General features: G+C 64.7%; 19 protein-coding genes. 8 read left to right on the plus strand and 11 right to left on the minus strand.

From position 1 onward, the window contains the following. Window positions 1-28: 28 nt before the first annotated feature. On the plus strand, window positions 29-673 hold the full coding sequence (locus WBP07_RS15465) for a lytic transglycosylase domain-containing protein (protein WP_395392393.1): 645 nt from the start codon (window positions 29-31) through the stop codon (window positions 671-673). Between the two features lie 54 nt (window positions 674-727). Here WBP07_RS15465 and WBP07_RS15470 read toward each other — a convergent pair whose 3' ends face one another. Then, window positions 728-1,609 carry a UTP--glucose-1-phosphate uridylyltransferase gene (locus tag WBP07_RS15470; protein WP_395392395.1) on the minus strand — a complete coding sequence of 294 codons (882 nt, stop codon included), beginning with the start codon at window positions 1,607-1,609 and terminating at the stop codon, window positions 728-730. A 127-nt stretch (window positions 1,610-1,736) separates the two neighbouring features. On the opposite strand from WBP07_RS15470, the gene murA reads away from it, so the two are divergent. Then, complete coding sequence (murA, locus tag WBP07_RS15475; protein ID WP_395392397.1) at window positions 1,737-3,020, plus strand: UDP-N-acetylglucosamine 1-carboxyvinyltransferase; 1,284 nt, start codon at window positions 1,737-1,739, stop codon at window positions 3,018-3,020. Between the two features lie 93 nt (window positions 3,021-3,113). Beyond that, entirely contained in the window at window positions 3,114-3,344 is a 231-nt protein-coding gene (locus WBP07_RS15480) for a hypothetical protein (protein WP_395392399.1), read from the plus strand. A 64-nt stretch (window positions 3,345-3,408) separates the two neighbouring features. On the opposite strand, the gene WBP07_RS15485 is transcribed toward WBP07_RS15480, so the two are convergent. The 8 genes from WBP07_RS15485 to WBP07_RS15520 form a co-directional block, all read right to left on the minus strand. Beyond that, window positions 3,409-4,842 carry a hypothetical protein gene (locus WBP07_RS15485; RefSeq protein WP_395392401.1) on the minus strand — a complete coding sequence of 478 codons (1,434 nt, stop codon included), beginning with the start codon at window positions 4,840-4,842 and terminating at the stop codon, window positions 3,409-3,411. Between the two features lie 80 nt (window positions 4,843-4,922). Beyond that, window positions 4,923-6,224, minus strand: coding sequence for an MFS transporter (locus WBP07_RS15490; RefSeq protein WP_395392402.1), 1,302 nt, complete (start codon window positions 6,222-6,224; stop codon window positions 4,923-4,925). A gap of 50 nt (window positions 6,225-6,274) precedes the next feature. Next, window positions 6,275-6,670 (minus strand): DUF2141 domain-containing protein, encoded by a 396-nt coding sequence (locus tag WBP07_RS15495; RefSeq protein WP_395392403.1) that lies wholly within the window; start codon window positions 6,668-6,670, stop codon window positions 6,275-6,277. Between the two features lie 14 nt (window positions 6,671-6,684). Further along, entirely contained in the window at window positions 6,685-7,419 is a 735-nt protein-coding gene (locus WBP07_RS15500; RefSeq protein WP_395392405.1) for a sterol desaturase family protein, read from the minus strand. A gap of 284 nt (window positions 7,420-7,703) precedes the next feature. Then, window positions 7,704-8,129 carry a 23S rRNA (pseudouridine(1915)-N(3))-methyltransferase RlmH gene (locus WBP07_RS15505; RefSeq protein WP_395395806.1) on the minus strand — a complete coding sequence of 142 codons (426 nt, stop codon included), beginning with the start codon at window positions 8,127-8,129 and terminating at the stop codon, window positions 7,704-7,706. Window positions 8,130-8,278: 149 nt separating this feature from the next. Continuing rightward, window positions 8,279-8,677 (minus strand): ribosome silencing factor, encoded by a 399-nt coding sequence (rsfS, locus tag WBP07_RS15510; protein ID WP_395392406.1) that lies wholly within the window; start codon window positions 8,675-8,677, stop codon window positions 8,279-8,281. Between the two features lie 115 nt (window positions 8,678-8,792). Then, window positions 8,793-9,458, minus strand: coding sequence for a nicotinate-nucleotide adenylyltransferase (locus tag WBP07_RS15515; RefSeq protein WP_395392408.1), 666 nt, complete (start codon window positions 9,456-9,458; stop codon window positions 8,793-8,795). Between the two features lie 11 nt (window positions 9,459-9,469). Next, window positions 9,470-10,759 carry a glutamate-5-semialdehyde dehydrogenase gene (locus WBP07_RS15520; protein WP_395392409.1) on the minus strand — a complete coding sequence of 430 codons (1,290 nt, stop codon included), beginning with the start codon at window positions 10,757-10,759 and terminating at the stop codon, window positions 9,470-9,472. A gap of 415 nt (window positions 10,760-11,174) precedes the next feature. Between WBP07_RS15520 and WBP07_RS15525 the strand changes: the two genes are divergently transcribed. Beyond that, entirely contained in the window at window positions 11,175-12,242 is a 1,068-nt protein-coding gene (locus WBP07_RS15525; RefSeq protein WP_395392411.1) for a M23 family metallopeptidase, read from the plus strand. Between the two features lie 4 nt (window positions 12,243-12,246). Further along, on the plus strand, window positions 12,247-12,657 hold the full coding sequence (locus WBP07_RS15530) for a polymer-forming cytoskeletal protein (protein ID WP_395395807.1): 411 nt from the start codon (window positions 12,247-12,249) through the stop codon (window positions 12,655-12,657). A 336-nt stretch (window positions 12,658-12,993) separates the two neighbouring features. On the opposite strand, the gene WBP07_RS15535 is transcribed toward WBP07_RS15530, so the two are convergent. After that, window positions 12,994-13,701 (minus strand): DUF1013 domain-containing protein, encoded by a 708-nt coding sequence (locus WBP07_RS15535; RefSeq protein WP_395392413.1) that lies wholly within the window; start codon window positions 13,699-13,701, stop codon window positions 12,994-12,996. 210 nt (window positions 13,702-13,911) lie between these two features. Next, window positions 13,912-14,889 carry an NAD(P)H-quinone oxidoreductase gene (locus WBP07_RS15540; RefSeq protein ID WP_395392415.1) on the minus strand — a complete coding sequence of 326 codons (978 nt, stop codon included), beginning with the start codon at window positions 14,887-14,889 and terminating at the stop codon, window positions 13,912-13,914. Window positions 14,890-15,002: 113 nt separating this feature from the next. On the opposite strand from WBP07_RS15540, the gene WBP07_RS15545 reads away from it, so the two are divergent. The 3 genes from WBP07_RS15545 to WBP07_RS15555 all read left to right on the plus strand — a co-directional run bounded on the left by WBP07_RS15545 (window position 15,003) and on the right by WBP07_RS15555 (window position 18,811). Beyond that, on the plus strand, window positions 15,003-15,233 hold the full coding sequence (locus WBP07_RS15545; protein WP_395392417.1) for a DUF1192 domain-containing protein: 231 nt from the start codon (window positions 15,003-15,005) through the stop codon (window positions 15,231-15,233). 136 nt (window positions 15,234-15,369) lie between these two features. Further along, window positions 15,370-17,739: an ATP-dependent Clp protease ATP-binding subunit ClpA gene (clpA, locus tag WBP07_RS15550; protein ID WP_395392419.1), complete on the plus strand. Its 2,370-nt coding sequence runs from the start codon at window positions 15,370-15,372 to the stop codon at window positions 17,737-17,739. Between the two features lie 67 nt (window positions 17,740-17,806). Continuing rightward, window positions 17,807-18,811 (plus strand): ligase-associated DNA damage response exonuclease, encoded by a 1,005-nt coding sequence (locus WBP07_RS15555; protein WP_395392421.1) that lies wholly within the window; start codon window positions 17,807-17,809, stop codon window positions 18,809-18,811. Window positions 18,812-18,827: the final 16 nt, after the last annotated feature.

Genomic DNA, 18,827 nt, shown 5'->3' on the forward strand with positions numbered 1-18,827 from the left:
CGCGGGCAGTCCGATGTAAATGGCACGCATGGTGAGGGAAGCGAATCGCGTGAATCGGGCTGTTGCCTCTGCGTTTGCGGCATTGGCGCTGCTCGCCCTGCCCGCCGTCGCCCACGCGGATGTGCTGGAAATCGGCAACGGCGACTATCGCTGGGTTGCCGGCGGACCGGCGAATCGGCCTGCCGATCCGGCGGCGCTGGACGCGGCCGATCTTGCGCCGCCCGCCGAAGTTCAGGCCGACGCGCTGGCGCCCCAGTCGATCACCGATGCCCTGGATGCCGCCGGCCCCACGCGCTGGCGCCTCCGCGTGGCCGAACTGGCCGCCAAGTACGACATCAGCCCCACCCTGCTCGAAGCGGTCGTTTGGCAGGAGAGCCGGTGGAACGAACTGGCCATCTCGCCGGTCGGCGCGCGCGGCCTTGCCCAGCTTATGCCCGGTACCGCCGCGCAGATGGGGGTGAATCCCGGTGATCCGATGGCGAACCTCGAAGGCGGCGCCCGTTACCTTCGCTTGCAGCTGGATGCCTTCGGCGGCGATATCGAGAAAGCCCTGGCCGCCTACAACGCCGGCCCCGGCCGGGTGGCGAAGGCCGGTGGCGTACCCAATATCCGCGAAACACAGGCCTATGTCGCCGCGATCATGGCGCGGCTGACGGACCCGGTACGGCAGTAAGGACCGAGGCGCCCCTTCGTGGGACGCCCCCTGCCCTTTTCAGTCCAGCGTCGTTCAGTCCAGCAGGCGCCGGGCGATCTTGCGCACTTCATCGCCCATGTCCGCGCGATCCAGCGCGATGGCGAGCGTCGCTTCCACGAAGCCCACTTTCGAACCGCAGTCGAAGCGCTGCCCGGCGAAAGTCACCGCATGGAACGGCTGCACGCCGATCAGCTTGGCCATCGAATCGGTAAGCTGAATCTCACCGCCCGCGCCCTTGCCCTGATTGGCAAGCAGATCCATCACCTCAGGCTGAAGGATGTAGCGGCCCGAAACGATCTTGTTGGAGGGCGCATCCTCCACCTTGGGCTTTTCGACCAGCCCCTTCACTTCGGTCAGCGCGCCCTTGCTGTCGCCGGGGGCGATCACGCCGTAGCTGGACACTTCCTCGCGCGGCACTTCCAGCACCGAGACGAGGTTGCCGCCCACTTCGTTATAGGCCTCGACCATCTGCGCCATGCAACCGGGCGAGCCATACATCAGCTCATCCGGCAGGAAGATGGCGAAAGGCTCGTCACCGATCACCGCACGCGCGCACCACACCGCATGGCCAAGGCCCAGCGGTACCTGCTGGCGCACGGTCACCAGATTGCCCGGCTGGATACGCGTCGGCTCCAGCGCGTCGAGCGACTTGCCGCGCGCGCTCATCGTCGCTTCCAGCTCGTAGGCGGTGTCAAAATGTTCGACGATCGCGGTCTTGCCGCGACCCGTGACGAAGACGAATTCCTCGATTCCCGCCTCACGCGCCTCATCCACCGCATATTGGATCAGCGGGCGGTCAACGACGGGCAGAAGTTCCTTGGGAATCGCCTTGGTGGCGGGAAGAAAGCGGGTTCCGAGACCCGCGACGGGGAATACGGCCTTCCGGACGGGCTTTTTGAACTGAGGCGCCGACATAGTTAATGGTCTGACTCCATTTAGTTACAGGGCAGTTAAAGCCGCTTCGCAGGTGCAGCGCAACAGTCCATCCGTCTTTCTCCGAGCCGTGCTTGCTGCGCGGCCAAATCCCGTTAAAGAGCGGGCAATGGACAAGATCATCATCGAAGGCGGCAAGCGCCTTTCCGGCACCATCCCCGTTTCCGGCGCAAAGAACGCGGCGCTGACGCTGCTGCCTTGCGCGATGCTCACCGAAGAACCGCTGACGCTGCGCAATCTGCCGCGCCTGGCGGATATCGACGGGTTCCAGCATCTGATGAACCAGTTCGGCATCTCGACGATGATCGCCGGCAGCCGTCCCGAAGATTTCGGCCGCGTGATGACGCTTCAGGCGACCCGCATCACCAGCTCGGTCGCGCCTTACGACCTCGTGCGCAAGATGCGCGCCTCGATCCTGGTGCTCGGCCCGATGCTGGCGCGCATGGGCGAGGCGACCGTGTCGCTGCCCGGCGGCTGCGCCATCGGCAACCGCCCGATCGACCTGCACCTGAAGGCTCTGGAAGCCCTCGGCGCGCAGATCGAGATGGCGGCGGGCTACGTCCGCGCCATCGCGCCGGACGGCGGCCTGCCCGGCGGCCGTTACTCGTTCCCGGTAGTCTCTGTCGGCGCGACCGAGAATGCACTGATGGCTGCGGCGCTCTGCACCGGCACCTCGACGCTCCACAACGCGGCGCGTGAACCGGAGATCGTCGACCTCTGCAACCTGCTGGTCGCCATGGGCGCGCAGATCGAGGGCATCGGCAGTTCGGACCTGACCATCCACGGCGTGCCTCGCCTGCACGGCGCCACCTACATGGTGATGCCGGACCGTATCGAGGCCGGCTCCTATGCCTGCGCGGCGGCGATCACCGGCGGCGAAGTGACGCTGAAGGGCGCGAAGATCGAGGATATGGAAGCCACCGTGCAGGCGCTGCGCGATGCCGGCGTCCATGTCGAGGCGACGGCCGATGGCCTGCACGTCGCGGCCGACGGTCCGCTGAAGCCCGTCACCATCTCCACCGCGCCCTACCCCGGCTTCGCGACCGACATGCAGGCCCAGCTGATGGCCCTGCTCTGCCGCGCCGAAGGCTCCAGCGTGCTGACCGAGACGATTTTCGAGAACCGCTACATGCACGTTCCCGAACTCAACCGCATGGGCGCACATATCGAGACCAAGGGCCGCACCGCCGTTGTCCATGGCGTGCAGAAGCTGACCGGCGCCGAAGTGATGGCGACCGACCTGCGCGCCTCTATGAGCCTTGTCATTGCCGGGCTTGCGGCCGAGGGCGAGACTCAGGTCCACCGCCTCTACCACCTCGATCGCGGGTACGAGCGGCTTGAGGAAAAGCTGGCTCTGGTCGGCGCGCAGATCGAACGCGTCGGCGGCGACTGAGGCAACCGCCCTCGAAGTCCTGCGTTGCTTCACGTGGAACACTGCGCCCCGCTCCTCTGAGCGGGGTCGCTGCCACCAAGAGGAGCAGGACCGATGGGACTGATCAAGTTGGCCGTCGCCGGTGCCGCCGGCTATGCGCTCTACAAATATGCGACGCGGGATCAGGAAGAGCCGCAGGCCGCGACCGCCGGAAACGGTGCCGCATGCCCGCCGGTACGCGATGCCGGCCCGGAAAACATGAAGTCGGCACCGAAGCGCTGGTCGAAGACCGACGAAGCGATCGACGAAAGTTTCCCGGCCAGCGATCCCCCCGGCACCTATTAAGCTTTCCAAAGACGAATCATCCGGGGCGGCTACCACGCGGTTGTCGCCCCTTCGCATGTCCGGCTCAGCCCAGCAGGTGACGCGCGGCGCGGTCCAATAGCGATTCGTCGTCGGCGACTTCGCCCAGCAACACCACTCTGCCGTCCTCTTCCCTGCGCGCGACGAGCACGGTGAATTCGCTTCCGCTGCCCAGATCGCCCAGAGCCTTCGGCGCCATTCCCCGCAGGCCGCGCACCATGCGGTCATGCCGGGTTTCGATTTTGCCCGCGCTGTCGCTTTCCTCGCGCTTCAGGCGTCGCTCCTCGCGCACCACGGCCTTGATACCGCCCGGCTGCGCGGCAAGGAACGGCGTCAGGCCGCCGCGATCGAGGCCAAGGCGCTGAGCATGGGCGATGACCCCGGCAAACTCGGTCAGCCGCGTCTTGTCGTACTCGGCCCCGAAGACAAGCTTCACCAGCGGCACCAGCGGCGCGCGGTCCTGAACCTTCAGGCCCGCATCCTCCAGCAGTTCGGCCAGTTCCGCAGGAGCCTCCGCAGCGGCCAGCACGAAGTCGTAGGCCCGCCCGATCGCCGCATAGAGCGCCTGGCGCGAGCGATCCTCGCACCCCATCGCCGCCTGCGCCAGTTCGCGGGCAGAGGCCAGCCAGTCGGCCAGCTCCATGTCGGCGGTGAGTTCGAGGATGTCCGATTCGTCGAAGGGCGTGGAATCGGGTTCCAGCGCCATGAAATCGTCGAGCGCCAAGGCATCGTCGGCAAGCGTAAGGGCATCGTCGACGGGCACCGCCAGCAAGGGCTCCGCCGGGCCATCCGCCCAGCCCCCCAGCGGCGGCAGATCGCGTTGCAAGGGTGTGCGAACGGCCAGCGCGTTATCCAGCGCATCATCCAACTGGCGCATCAAGGCATCGGTGCTGGCCTGATCGGCCAGCTCCTTCCAGTTGATCACGCCATAGATCCAGTCGATCCGCGATCCATCGTGCGAGAATGGCAACAGGATACCGCGATAGAGCACGGTCGCGCCGCGCTGGTTCACGAACTCCGCCTCGAACCCGATCGGCGCCTCGTTGGCGAGGATCTGCATGTAGTGGTCGGTGATGCGGGAAAGCAACGAGCGGCTGGGCACCTGGCCAAGACTGCCGATCTCCGCTTCCGCACCGCATTCGGCGGCCAAGGCGGTGCCAAGCCAGGCAATCTTCGGATCGTCCAAACCGCCCGAGAAATCGAGCAGCACGCTGTAGGGGCCGAAGTCGGGGTAATCGTCCGGACGGAGATCGGCGATCACCGGAAACTGGCGATCGCCCAGCAGGCTTGCCCAGAAATTGTAGGCGCGCACTTGCATGCGCCGCTCGTCGCCCATCACCATGGACGCGCGGGTCTCATAGCCGCTGCCTGCATCGCCCTGATCGTGGCCACTGTCCGGCCTTTCCGAGGTGGCGAACTCCCCGCGCAACGTATCCATCGTCGGAATACCCCATTTCCAATCGATACGATTGTGCGCCATCGTGGTGAATCAATGTTTAAGCCCCGGCAGGAATTGCCGCGTGCAGGCGCATTTACGCATCGCGCGAGTCCAACGGGGGTCTAACGGGGGCGCAGCACGCCCTCTCCCGGCCTCGGCATCGGCGCCAGGAAGCGCAGCACGAGGAAAGACACGAACAGCGCCGCCGCCCCGCCGTGGAGCGCGAAAGGAATCCCCTTCCAATCCGCCACCGAACCCCAGGTCCAGGCGCCCAGCGCCATGCCGCCGAAAGTCACCGCCTGATAGATCGACAGACAGCGCCCCAGCACTTCATCGGGCGACCGCATCTGCACCGCGGTGTTGATCGTGGTGAGGATCAACACCCAGCTCACCCCGGCAAGGAAGGCGGCGGGCATGACGGCGGGCAGGCTGTGGCCAATGGCCGCGATCAGCAGCGCCGCGATGTAGAGGCCCGATCCCAGAATCAGAATGCCTTCCAGCCCCAACCGGCGGCGAATCGGCCCGATCAGTGGCGCCGCCAGAATCGAACCGATCCCGAACAGGCCCAGCATGATGCCGTAGTCGAGTTCCTGCCCATGGATCGAATCGTGCACCAGACCCGGCAGCAACGACTGGAACGTCGCCAGGCAGAAACCCAAGGCAAAGCCGCGAATCAGGATACGCCGCAGCGGCACCGATCGCGCGCAGAATGCGATTCCCGCCCCCACCGCCGGCAGGATCGGGCGCGCATTGATCGTCCGCGCCTCCGGCTTCCACCACAGCAGCACGCCGATCAGACCGATGTAGCTGATCGCGTTGATCGCAAAGGCAAAGGCCGGATTCCAGATCGAGATCAACAGTCCACCCAGCGCCGGCCCGATCGAACGCGCGATGTTGAACGAAATCGAGTTCAGCGCGATCGCCTGCGGCAATTGCTCCGGATCGACCTGCTGGCGCACCGATGCCTGCCATGCCGGCGAATTGAGCGCCGTGCCCGTGCCCACGCCCAAGGTGAAGGCCAGCAGCAGGAACGGCGTCAGCCAGCCCGCATAGGCCATGACCGCCAGCAGGGCGGAGACGGTCAGCATGCCCACTTGCGAGACCAGCATGACCAATCGCCGGTCGTAATTGTCCGCAATTGCCCCGGCAAATACGCCCAGCAGCATGATCGGTACGGTAGCGGAGGCCTGCACCAGCGCGACCAGCTGGTGTGACGGCGTCAGTTCGGTCATCAGCCACGCCGCACCCACACTCTGCAGTGTCGAGCCCAGGTTCGAAAACAGGTTGGCGATCCAGATCGCCCGGAACACCGGATAGCGGAACGGAGAAAACGTCCCATGCGCGGGCGGTGGCACCAGGCCGGCGGTTGCCACTTCGACAACCTCCTCGACCAGTTCCTCGACGATATCGTGCTGCTTGGTCACCCGTTAAGGGTTAGGCGCGCCGGATATGCGCAGCAAGGCCCGCCGCAGCGCTAAAGCAGATATCGCATCCGGATTTCGAGGCGCACCGGCTCCGCGCCCACGACGAAGGCGGCCTTGTCGAAGCTTGGCGGCCCGAAATGCACCGGCGCATCGCGGGAAAATCCGAAGCCCTCCCGCGGGATCGCCAGCGCGGTATCGAGCCGGCCATTGCCGTTCTCATCATGAATCAACGAAATGGCATAGCGTCCCTCAGGTATCGCCCCGAAATCGAGATGGCTGAGCCCGGCCACCGGCACCGTCAGTTTGCGTGCCTGCGGATCGTCCTTGCAACCGGGAAAGGTGCGCGGATTCGCCGTCAGGCATGCCAGCACGTTGCCTTTCTGCGAGCGCAGACCAGTGATCGTCGCCGAAACATCGGCCTGCGGAGACGAAGCCCCGCACAGCATCGCCGCACAGGCCGTCAGGGCTGCGAGATGCCGCGATCGGTGCCGCAAAGATGATCCCAGAACCGGAAGTAGAGGCCGTAGTTGCATCGATAGGACTCGTGATGGCGGTGATGATGGCTGGCGGTGATCAGCCAGTGGCCGAGCCCCGATTCTACGAAGCGGCGCGGAAACATCTCCCACCCCATGTGGTTGGCGATGCCCATCACCGTCATGATCGTCAGCACCAATCCCAGCACGGCGACGTGAATCGGCACGAAGAAGACCAGCGCCGGAATCACGATCGCGCCCGTCACGGCCTCCAGCGGGTGAAAGCTCATCGCCGCCCAAGCCGTTGGCGGGCGGCTGGCGTGGTGGACGCCGTGCATGATCCGGAACACCTTCGGCCAGTGCATCCAGCGGTGGGTCCAGTAAAACCAGGTATCGTGCAGGAACAGGTAGGCCAGCAGCGAAAGCGGCATCCACCACAGCGGCCAGCCGATCGGATCGGTATAGATCCTCGTCCAGCCGCGCGCTTGCCAGCCCCATGCGACGACGCCGGCCGGAATACCGTAGATCGCGCTGGAGGCCAGCGACCAGCCGATTTCGGCCCGAATCTGCCGGTTCATTCCGCGATAGAGCCCGGGCCGCACGCGCGTAGTGATCCACGCGAACAATCCAGACGTGGCGAGATAACGCACCCCGACGATCGCCGTCATCGCGACGGCGGACAGGACAAGCGCCCAAAGGCCGGGACCGGAAATCGCTGGCATCGGCAGGGGTTATGCGCGCCGGATGGGGTCATGGCCAGAGGGGTTTCGAGCCTGGAGAACGCCCATCGGCGCCACAGTCAGAATCACGCGCGCGAGTGCTCAGCATCACTCCGTCGCCCCCGCGTAGGCGGGGGTCCCGCTTCCATCCCCAAAAGCGGGGTCCCCCCCTGCGCGGGGACGACGGCGTTTTATTTGGAAGTCTTCTGGTTGAACGCCTGAGGCAGGTCTGGGTCATTCGCCAGGGAATCAGGTTCGACTCATTCGCTGGAGAACTCGCCCCGCCCTCACCCCGAGCGATGATAGGGATGCCCGGCGAGAATCGCGGTGGCGCGCCACAACTGCTCAGCCAGCATCGCCCGCACCATCAGGTGCGGCCAGGTCATGCGGCCGAAGCAAAGCAAGTGATCGGCCTGGGCGCGGGCCTCGTCGCCATGACCGTCCGCCGCACCGATCAGGAAACGGCATTCGCGCACGCCTTCGTCACGCCAGCGGCCGAGCAGTTCGGCGAATTCCTCCGAACTCATCAGCTTGCCGCGCTCATCCAGCAGCACTTCGCGGACCGGAGTCTGCACGGGCGGCGGCACTTTCCCGCCGACATCGGGCAGTTCAGAATGTTTGAAAGGCCAGGTGATACGCTTGGCATAGCGATCGAGCAGCTCGGCCTCTGGCGAGCGGGCGATCTTGCCGCGGGCGATGACGTGGAGAAGCATCACTCTCCATCGCCTCACGGCGCAGGGTGCGCAAGCCCCACCGCATATCCAGATCTTGACCAAACCGCAGCGGCGCGCAGCCTGCGCGCCGTTACCGGTTCAGAGTCCCGGCCACCGTCGCGGCCGGGTCATCCTTTCAGCGTCCGATCTTAAGCGGCACCAGAGGGACCGTCGAAGCCCCACATACGCTCAAGATTGTAGAAGCTGCGCACTTCCGGACGGAAGAGGTGGACGACTACGCCGCCGGCATCCACCAGCACCCAGTCGGCTGCGGGCAGGCCTTCGACGCGGGAATGGCCGAAACCGCCTTGTTTCAGTCGTTCGCCAAGTTTCTGTGCCATCGCCGCCACCTGGCGGGTCGAACGGCCCGATGCGATCACCATGTATTCGGCGATGCTCGATTTGCCTTCGAGGTCGATGGTTACAATGTCCTGCGCCTGATCGTCGTCGAGGCTCTGCAGGACGAGGGCCAATTGCGGGTCGTCGGACTCGACAATGGCCGGGGGCGTGGCGCCGGTTTGATCCGGCTGTATCTGTGCCTGTGGCATCTTAGTGGGTTACTGCTCCTTTCTCACGATCGCATGGGGCAGGGTGCAGGGCACGCCGCCAGTTGCAATCTTATTTTCGGTATGCGGACGTGCGAGAGAAAGGCGAAGCCCCTGCTCACGCTGCATGTCCGGGGATGCGGTGGTACGTGACACCATCTCGAATGGAGTTTGCACGCGAAAGTCGTTCCATAGACTTCCGGGCCCACTCCGGATCGGCCTGGCGGATCGCCGTGGCCGACCGCGCATCGGGGTCGAATCGCAATGTCACCAGCGCAGGTGCGCTCCACCTTTCCGGACTGCGAAGGCTGGTCTGGGATCTCCGGAATCTTCCCAACCAGGCCATCGCGGGGCTCGCGAAGGCATCGCCATCATACCCCGGACGGGCAATTACCGCAATCGGCATGAGTCGGGCGATGTCGCGCCAGCCCTTCCACCGGTGAAATTGCGCCAGATTATCGGCCCCCATCAACCACACGAAGCGCCTTCGCGGATAGCGGCGGAGCAGCACGCGCAGGGTTTCCACGGTGTATAAGGTGCCGAATTCGCGCTCGATCGCGGTCACCCGGATTCGCGCGCGCCGCGCCTGTTTCTTGGCCGAAGCGACGCGCGCCGCCAATGGCGCCATCCCGGCTTTCGGCTTCAGCGGATTGCCGGGCGATACCAGCCACCACACCTCGTCCAGCCCCAGCGCATCGGCCGCGAACAGGGTGATGCGCCGATGGCCGCCATGAGCCGGGTTGAAGCTGCCACCCAGCAGGCCGGTGATCGGCCCGTTACGCATAGATCGATTCGTCAGGGTCGGGCCTGCCCGGTTCCGCGCACCAGCCACTTGTACGTGGTGAGCCCCTCCAGCGCGACCGGGCCGCGCGCGTGCAGCCGGCCGGTGGCAATGCCGATCTCCGCGCCGAGCCCGAATTCACCGCCATCGGCGAACTGGCTGGAGGCATTGACCATGACGATGGCGCTGTCGACTTCGGCCAGGAAGCGTTCCGCAACCGCCGCATCCTCGGTGACGATCACGTCGGTGTGGTGCGAGGAATGCGCGGCAATGTGATCCAGCGCGGCATCCAGCCCATCGACCACCGCCACCGAAAGCACGGCATCGAGATACTCGGTATCCCAATCCTCAGCCGTCGCCGGCAGAATTCGCGGATCGAGCGCCTGCGCACGGGCATCGCCGCGCAGTTCGCACCCGACTTCAAGCAAGCCGCGCACGACATCTTCGGAAGCCTGGAACTGCGTATCGAGCAGCAGCGTCTCCATCGATCCGCAGATGCCAGTGCGGCGCATCTTGGCATTGAGGGCCAGGCGCACGGCCATCTCCGGACCAGCGGCCGCGTGGACATAAGTGTGGCAGATGCCGTCGAGGTGGGCGAGCACCGGCACCCGTGCATCGGCCTGCACGCGCGCGACCAGGCTCTTGCCGCCGCGCGGCACGATCATGTCGATCAGGCCCGCTGCCGTCAGCATGGCACCCACCGCCGCGCGGTCCTGCGTCGGCATCAACTGGATCGCCGCTTCCGGCACACCAGCTTGAGTCAGCCCCGCCACCATGGCTGCCATGATCGCGCGATTGGAATGTAGCGCCTCGCTGCCGCCACGCAGCAGCGCAGCGTTGCCCGAACGCAGGCAAAGCGCGGCGGCATCGGCGGTTACGTTCGGGCGGCTTTCGTAGATGATGCCGATCAAGCCGATCGGAATGCGTACGCGCGAAAGCTGAAGGCCGTTGGGCCGCTCGCTGGTGGAAAGCACTTCGCCCACCGGATCGGCCAGCCCCGCCACTTGCTCAACGGCATCCGCGATCCCGGCCAGCCGCGCGGAATCGAGCCGCAGCCGGTCGAGCATCGCACCGGTCAGCCCCTTCGCTTCGCCGGCAGCGATGTCCTTGGCATTGGCGTCCAGGATCGCTGGCTCAGCCTTGCGCAGTTCGTCAGCGGCGGCGCGCAGGGCCTGGGCCTTCTGCGCATCGCTCATCTTCGCCAGTTCGCGCTGGGCGGCACGGCCGGCCTGCGCAAGACGGGCCACAAGCGCTTCCGGCGTCTCGGCAGCCGCTTGAGGGGCAAGAATAGTCTGCTCGGTCATAGGCGCCGCCTAGCATTGTTGCGCAAGCCTGTCACCGATGCGACGAAACGAACGCAAGGCCCACTTTCGATGTATGTCATGCAACCGTTGCCTCGCCGTCAAGAATGGCGTTAAGCTTGGATTCACTCAAACTTTCGCATGAATTCAAGGCTTTGAAACCGCGAATCGGGCCAATTTTCGCGAAACGGTTCACCGCAAATGCGCAACCGTTCCCTCAGTTCATCGCAGCCAAGCTCCGACTCATCCCGTTTTTGCAACCAACCACGGCGAGTCGATTCGCCTTTGCCCCCCTCCCCTGCTACCCGGCCGCCGGGGTTAGGACATAAGATTTCTAAGCGGGGTCGTTTTGAAGTTCATATCTGCCGGAGCGCTTAAATCGCGCCTCCAGGCGGCCTTTCCTGAACGCGAGTTCATCATGCGCTCGCAGGGGCAAGTCCGCTTTATCCGCATTTCGTCGCGAATGCAGAAAGTGGCCGCCGGCACTTGTGCCGCGCTGCTGGGCGCATGGTGCGTATCGATGGGCGCTGTCGCCGTGTCGCAGTTCAGCGCGACCAGCGACCACGTCCTTCTGCGTATGCGCGAAGCCAAGGTCGCCACGGCCGAAAGCCGCGTGCAGCAGTATCGCAACAATCTGAACGGCACCGTGGACGATCTGGCCCGCCGCCAGAAGTTCATCGAAACCATGGTCGAAGCGCACATCGGCGATCTTCCGGAAGACCAGAAGGCCGGCGAGACCGTCACCGACAGCACTGCCGAAACTGCAGAGACGGTGAAGAAGGTCAGCCTGGCGGTTCCCGAAGCGGGCAAGCTTGCCGGCATCGAGGCCGAACAGCTCGCCTTCGTCGAACGCCTGACCCGCTATGCCGATCGCCGCGCGGCCGCAACGGCCGACACCATCCGCAAGCTGGGCCTCAATCCCAATTCGATCGCCGCCGGCAACCGCGCCGCAGAGGGTGGTCCGCTCGAAAAGCTGGCGACTGCCGCCGACGGCTCGATCGATCCGCGCTTCCAGCGCCTGGGTCAGAGCCTGGCCCGCATGGATGCGCTGGAGAACGGGCTCGCTTCGATCCCGCAGGTCAGCCCCGCGCATGTCGCCTACGTCTCGTCCAGCTTCGGCTATCGCGCAGACCCCTTCACCGGCGGCGCCGCGTTCCACGCCGGGCTCGACTTCCCGGGGCCGATGGGCTCGCCGATCTATGCCGCCGCCAAGGGCCGCGTGACGTTCGTCGGTCAGCGCCAGGGTTACGGCAACTGCGTGGAGATCAGCCACGGCAATGGTTTGATGACCCGCTACGGCCATCTTTCCGGCTTCAACGTCCGCCCCGGCCAACTCGTCGACGGCGGAACCCGTATCGCCGCAATGGGCTCGACCGGCCGGTCAACTGGCCCGCATCTCCATTTCGAGGTGCGCATCAACAACCGGCCCATGAACCCGCGCACATTCCTCGAGGCCGCCCATAATGTTCAGCAAGAAGCCCGATAACGCCATGGCCAAGACCTTTTCGACCTCCACCGCCCGCACCGGCGCCACCAGCTTTTCGGTGCTCGGCGCAGACACTGCCGTTACCGGCAACATCGAAGCCTCCGTCGACCTTCACGTCGAGGGCCGCGTCACCGGGGACATCGCCTGCAAATCGCTGATCCAGGGTGACGCCAGCGAGATCGCCGGCGGCATCAGCGCCGAATCCGTGCGCATTGCCGGAACCGTTCGCGGTACCATCTCTGCCCGCGAAGTCGTGATCCTGCGCACCGCGCGGATCGAGGGCGATGTTGCCTACGACGCGCTCACCATCGAGCAGGGTGCCCGCCTTGAAGGCCGCCTGAACCCGAACGGTGGGCAGGTCCCGCCCGCGATCGCACAGCTCACCGATGAGAGCACGCTGGTTCCGGCCGAGTAATTTTCAGCGTTTGATTATGAATTGAGCAGGGGGCCGCGTGCCCCCTGCTCTTTTTTATGGCCCGATCGCACATGGCGATGGTCGAGAGCCTTTCCGACATTGTGATAGCTACAACGCTCGTGGGGGACCTGCGGGCATGTCCTCGTTTGGGCCGCCGTGTGGGTATCCAAGGGAAACGGGATCCCCGCCTTCGTGGGGACGACGCGGTTGATTGTGCCGATAGGTATGAGGCTCAACGCGCCTATCGAGGCTGATTCTCGCCGCACAAACAAAAAGCCCCGCGACGAACCAGTCGTCGCGGGGCTTTGTTATCCCTGAGCCGGGAAGGTTGGGCGATTACTCGCCCTGCTCTTCCGCAGCCTCGGCAGCGCGCTTGGCCTGAAGCCATGCGGCAACTTCGGCTTCCTGCGCGGCTTCCGAAGCGGCGCGGGTAGCGGCTTCGCGCTCTGCACGCAGTTCCTCGATCAGCGCTTCGCGATCATCGACCAGACGCTCATCGCTCTGGCCATCGTCCTCGATGCCGGCCTTCTTGGCGGCCTTGAAGACGATGAAGTCCAGTTCGCGCTGCGAGCAGAGACCCAGCGTAACCGGATCCTTCGGCGTGATGTTGGCGATGTTCCAGTGCGAACGGTCGCGGATCGCGGCGATGGTGTTGCGCGTGGTGCCGATCAGCTTGCCGATCTGCGCGTCCGAAACTTCCGGATGGTTGCGCAGGATCCAGGCGATGCCGTCCGGCTTGTCCTGACGCTTCGACACCGGGGTGTAGCGCGGGCCCTTGGTACGGCTGACGTTCACCGGCGCGCGGTGCATACGCAGCTTGTACTCGGGATTCGCCTGACCCTTGTCGATCTCTTCCATGGTCAGCTCACCAGAGCGGACCGGATCGCGGCCGGTGTACTTGGCCGAAGTCAGATCGTCGGCCATTGCCTGCACTTCAAGCATGTGCAGACCGCAGAACTCGGCAATCTGCTCAAACGTCAGCGCGGTATTGTCGACCAGCCATGAGGCGGTCGCGTGCGGCATCAGCGGAGTGGGCTGGCTCATGTCTCTATCTCCGGCGGAAACAATAAGGGCCGCCCCTTTGCGGAGCGGCCGTTCGGGCCCGATTTAGGGAAACTTTGCGGATTCGGCAAGCACAAGCCTTGATTTTCGCAATTCGATCACGCGTGATTTTGAAACGACTTGGCAAAACCATCACCAGTGACGAGTCTGGATTTGCCGAAGCGCGTAATCAAAGTGCGTGAGCGCGCATCTTCAAACCTTGAGAACGATCTTCCCGACGTGGTCGCCCGCTTCCATCCGGGCATGGGCTGCGGCCGCTTCGGCCAGCGGAAAACACGCATCCATCACCGGGCGAAGCTCGCCCTCTTCCACCAGCGGCCAGGCGTTGGCGAGGATTTCCTGTGCCAACAGGCCCTTGAAAGCATCGGAGCGCGGGCGCAGCGTCGATCCCGTCAGCGTGTAGCGCCGGGTCATGACCACCGCCATGTTGATCTCTGCCTTGACCCCGCCCTGCACGGCGATCGTGACGTGACGGCCATCGGGCGCCAGGCACTTGAGGTTGCGTGCTACATAGTCGCCCGCAACCATGTCGAGCACGAGGTCCACGCCCCTGCCTTCCGTGATTCGCGCCACTTCCTCAACGAAGTCGCTGGTCTTGTAATCGATCGCATGGGCGGCGCCGATCTCCAGTGCGCGCGCGCACTTCTCGGGCGATCCGCAGGTGACGATCACGGTCACGCCGAAATGGCGGCCGAGCATGGCCGCCATCGTACCGATTCCGCTGGTGCCGCCATGGACCAGCATCGTCTCGCCATCGCGGGCATAGCCGCGTTCGAAAACATTGTGCCAGACGGTGAACAGCGTTTCGGGCAACGCCGCCGCCTCATCCAGCCCCAGCCCTTCCGGCACCGGCAGGCAGTGCGCCGCCTTGGCCAGACAATATTCGGCATAGCCGCCGCCGCTGACCAGTGCGCAGACCGCCTGTCCGGGCAGGAACTCGGTCACCCCCTGTCCCAGCACCGCGACTTTGCCGGAAATTTCCAGCCCGGGAATCGGCGATGCGCCGGGCGGCGGCGGATACTTGCCCTGCCGCTGCACCACATCGGGACGGTTAACCCCGGCGAAGGCAACCTTCACCAGAACTTCACCCGGTCCCGGCTCGGGAATCGGCAGAGTTACGGGCTTGAGCACATCGGGACCACCCGGCACTTCAAAGCCGATCGCGGTCATCTGCTTAACTGAGTTAACTAACATAAGCGTCCTGTTGCCACAGACCCACCATAGATGGGAACATAATTTCAGGCCATTGACAGCACGCATCTACCGTCCGATGCTGCAATGCAATGGACGATGATGATCGACCGCGGCGGCGGTCGCCCGAGGTAGAACTCGGAGCCGCCAGCCTTCTCGCCAGCGAAAGCCTGGAGCGCTATTCGCTGGATGAACTCGACGCACGCGTGGTTCTTCTGGAAACCGAAATCGAACGCATCCGCGCGCATCGCCGCGCGTCGCAGGCCCACATGCTGGCCGCCGATGCCCTGTTCAAACCCCGAGATCCGGGGTCGACATCATGACCGGCGCGAGGTTGCATCCGATCTTGCGGCACGCACCTCGCAACCGTCCTGAACGTGCCTATATGAATCCTGAAACCCGTTTTCCTCCAAAGCTCCCCCTCAAGGAGAGTCCCACTCCCACATGAAAGTTTCCTAGATGCCCAGCTTCGCGCAAAGCCTAGAAAAGACCTTACATGCCGCGCTCTCGCACGCTTCGGAGCGCAGCCACGAGTACGCCACGCTAGAGCACCTGCTGCTCGCCCTGATCGACGATCCGGACGCGGCACAGGTGATGCAGGCATGTGGCGTGGATCTTGGCGACCTCGGTGACGTGGTGCGCCAGTATCTCGATCAGGAATACCAGTCGCTGAAGACCGAGGAAAAGGGCGATCCCGCCCCCACCGCCGGCTTCCAGCGGGTAATCCAGCGCGCGATCCTGCACGTTCAGTCCTCGGGCAAGGACACCGTAACCGGCGCCAACGTGCTGGTCGCCCTGTTTTCCGAGCGCGATTCCTACGCCGTCTACTTCCTGCAGCAGCAGGACATGAGCCGCCTGGACGCCGTCAGCTACATTAGCCACGGCATCGGCAAGGGCGGTAAACGCGTGGACGAACGCAGCCCCAAGGGCAGCGAGGAACAGGCCCCCGCACCCGAGGAGAAGGCCGAGACCAAGAACGCCAACAAGAAGGATTCGGCGCTCGACCAGTTCACCGTCAATCTCAACGAGAAGGCGCTGCTGGGTAAGGTCGACCCGCTGATCGGGCGCGGCCCCGAAGTGGACCGCACGATCCAGATCCTCTGCCGCCGTTCCAAGAACAACCCGCTCTATGTGGGCGATCCCGGCGTAGGCAAGACCGCCATCGCCGAGGGTCTGGCCCGCAAGATCGTCGAAGGCGAAGTGCCCGAAGTTCTGAACGAGGCGGTGATCTACTCGCTCGACATGGGCTCGCTGCTGGCCGGCACCCGCTATCGCGGCGACTTCGAGGAACGCCTGAAGCAAGTCGTCTCCGAACTGGAGAAGATGCCGCACGCGATCCTGTTCATCGACGAGATCCACACGGTGATCGGCGCCGGTGCCACCAGCGGCGGCGCAATGGATGCATCGAACCTGCTGAAGCCCGCACTGTCGGGCGGCACGATCCGCTGCATCGGTTCGACCACTTATAAGGAGTTCCGCAACCACTTCGAGAAGGACCGCGCCCTGCTGCGCCGGTTCCAGAAGATCGACGTGAACGAACCCACCGTGGAGGACACGATCAAGATCCTGCGCGGCCTTCGCACTGCGTTCGAGGAACACCACAAGGTCAAGTACACGCCGGACGCGATCAAGACCGCGGTCGAGCTTTCGGCGCGCTACATCAACGACCGCAAGCTGCCCGACAAGGCGATCGACGTGATCGACGAAGTGGGCGCGATGCAGATGCTGGTGCCGCCCAGCCGCCGCAAGAAGACGATCACCGCGCGTGAAATCGAGCAGGTGATCGCGACGATGGCGCGCATCCCACCCAAGTCGGTCAGTTCGGACGACAAGAAGGCGCTCGAGAATCTCGAACGCGATCTGAAGCGCGTGGTATTCGGTCAGGACAAGGCTATCGAGGTGCTGTCCACCGCGATGAAGCTGAGCCGCGCCGGCCTGCGCGATCCGGACAAGCCGATCGGCTCGTTCCTGTTCTCCGGGCCCACCGGCGTCGGCAAGACCGAAGTCGCCAAGCAGTTGGCCCAGATCATGGGCATCCCGATCCAGCGCTTCGACATGTCCGAATATATGGAGCGTCACTCGGTCAGCCGCCTGATCGGTGCCCCTCCGGGCTATGTCGGCTTCGATCAGGGCGGGTTGCTCACCGATGCGGTGGACCAGCAGCCGCACTGCGTGCTCCTTCTCGACGAAATCGAAAAGGCGCACCCCGATCTGTTCAACATCCTCCTGCAGGTGATGGACAACGGCAAGCTGACCGATCACCACGGCAAGACCGTGGACTTCCGCAACGTGGTCCTGATCATGACCACCAACGCGGGCGCATCGGACATGGCCCGGCAGGGCATCGGTTTCGGTGACACGTCCAAGGCGGATGCCGGGGACGAGGCAGTGAAGCAGATGTTCAGCCCCGAGTTCCGCAACCGTCTCGATGCCATCGTGCCCTTCGCCTATCTGGCCAAGGAAACGATCAGCCGGGTGGTGGACAAATTCATCCTGCAGCTGGAACTCCAGCTGGCGGACCAGAACGTCCACATCCAGTTCGATTCCGACGCGCGCGAATGGCTGGGCCATCGCGGCTACGACAAGCTCTACGGTGCGCGACCGATGGCCCGCGTCATCCAGGAGAAGGTCAAGCAGCCGCTGGCGGAAGAGCTGCTGTTCGGCAAGCTGGCCCACGGCGGCGAGGTCCACGTCTCGGTCAAGGAGGACGCGCTCAGCTTCGAACTGACGCCCGCCGCGCCGAAGGTTGTGAAGGCCAAGAAGAAGGCGCCCGCGAAGAAGACGGCCAAGAAGCCCGGCAACCAGCCGGAAGCCAATGCCGACGACTGAGCAGGCCTGAACCGACTCAAGAAGAAATGGGGCGGGAACCGCAAGGTTTCCGCCCCATTTTCCTTTCATGGCCCGCGATTTCGCCTGGATCAGACCCGAACCGCACGGCATCCACGTCGTCCCCGCCGATTGCTGGATCGATCCTTCGCACCCAGTGCCCCGCGCGCTGGTGACTCATGGCCATTCAGACCATGCGCGCGGCGGCCATGGCGAGACGATCGCCACGCCTGAGACTCTGGCGATCATGGAACTGCGCTACGCCACCAGCGAAGGCGCTATTCCAGCCGCCTATGGCGAGACCGTGCGGCTGCCCGGCGGCGTTTCCGCCACTTTTGTTCCCGCCGGGCATGTACTGGGATCGGCGCAGATCCTGCTGGAACATGCCGGTGAGCGGGTGGTGGTGACCGGCGATTTCAAGCGCCGGCCCGATCCCACCTGCCCGCCCTTCCAGGTCGTGCCCTGCGACGTGCTCGTTACCGAAGCGACTTTCGCCCTGCCGGTGTTCCGCCATCCGCCTGTCGAGCATGAGATCGCCAAGCTGCTCTCCGCCCTCTCCGCCAATCCCGAACGCTGCGTGCTGGTCGGCGCTTATGCCTTGGGCAAAGCCCAGCGCCTGATCGCCGAACTGCGCCGCGCTGGGCATCTGGAGCCGATCTATCTCCACGGCGCGATGGAGGCGATGTGCCGGCTCTATGTCCGCTTCGGCGTGGATCTGGGGGACTTGCGGCTGGTAAGTGACGTCAAGACGCCAGAGCTTGCCGGCCGTATCGTGGTGGCCCCGCCCTCCGCGCTCAACGACCGCTGGAGCCGCCGCCTGCCCGATCCGATCACCGCCATGGCCTCCGGCTGGATGCGCGTGCGGCAGCGCGCGCGGCAACGGATGGTGGAACTGCCGCTGATCATCTCCGACCATGCCGATTGGGACGAACTGACCCAGACCATCACCGAGGTAAATCCGGGCGAGACCTGGATCACCCACGGCCGCGAAGATGCGATGCTGCGCTGGTGCGAATTGAACCAACGCCGAGCACGCGCGCTCGCGCTGGTGGGGTACGAGGACGAGGATGATTGAGATGGCCCAGACCGTA

Origin of the sequence: Novosphingobium oxfordense (assembly GCF_044029435.1) — a bacterium.
GTDB lineage: Bacteria > Pseudomonadota > Alphaproteobacteria > Sphingomonadales > Sphingomonadaceae > Novosphingobium.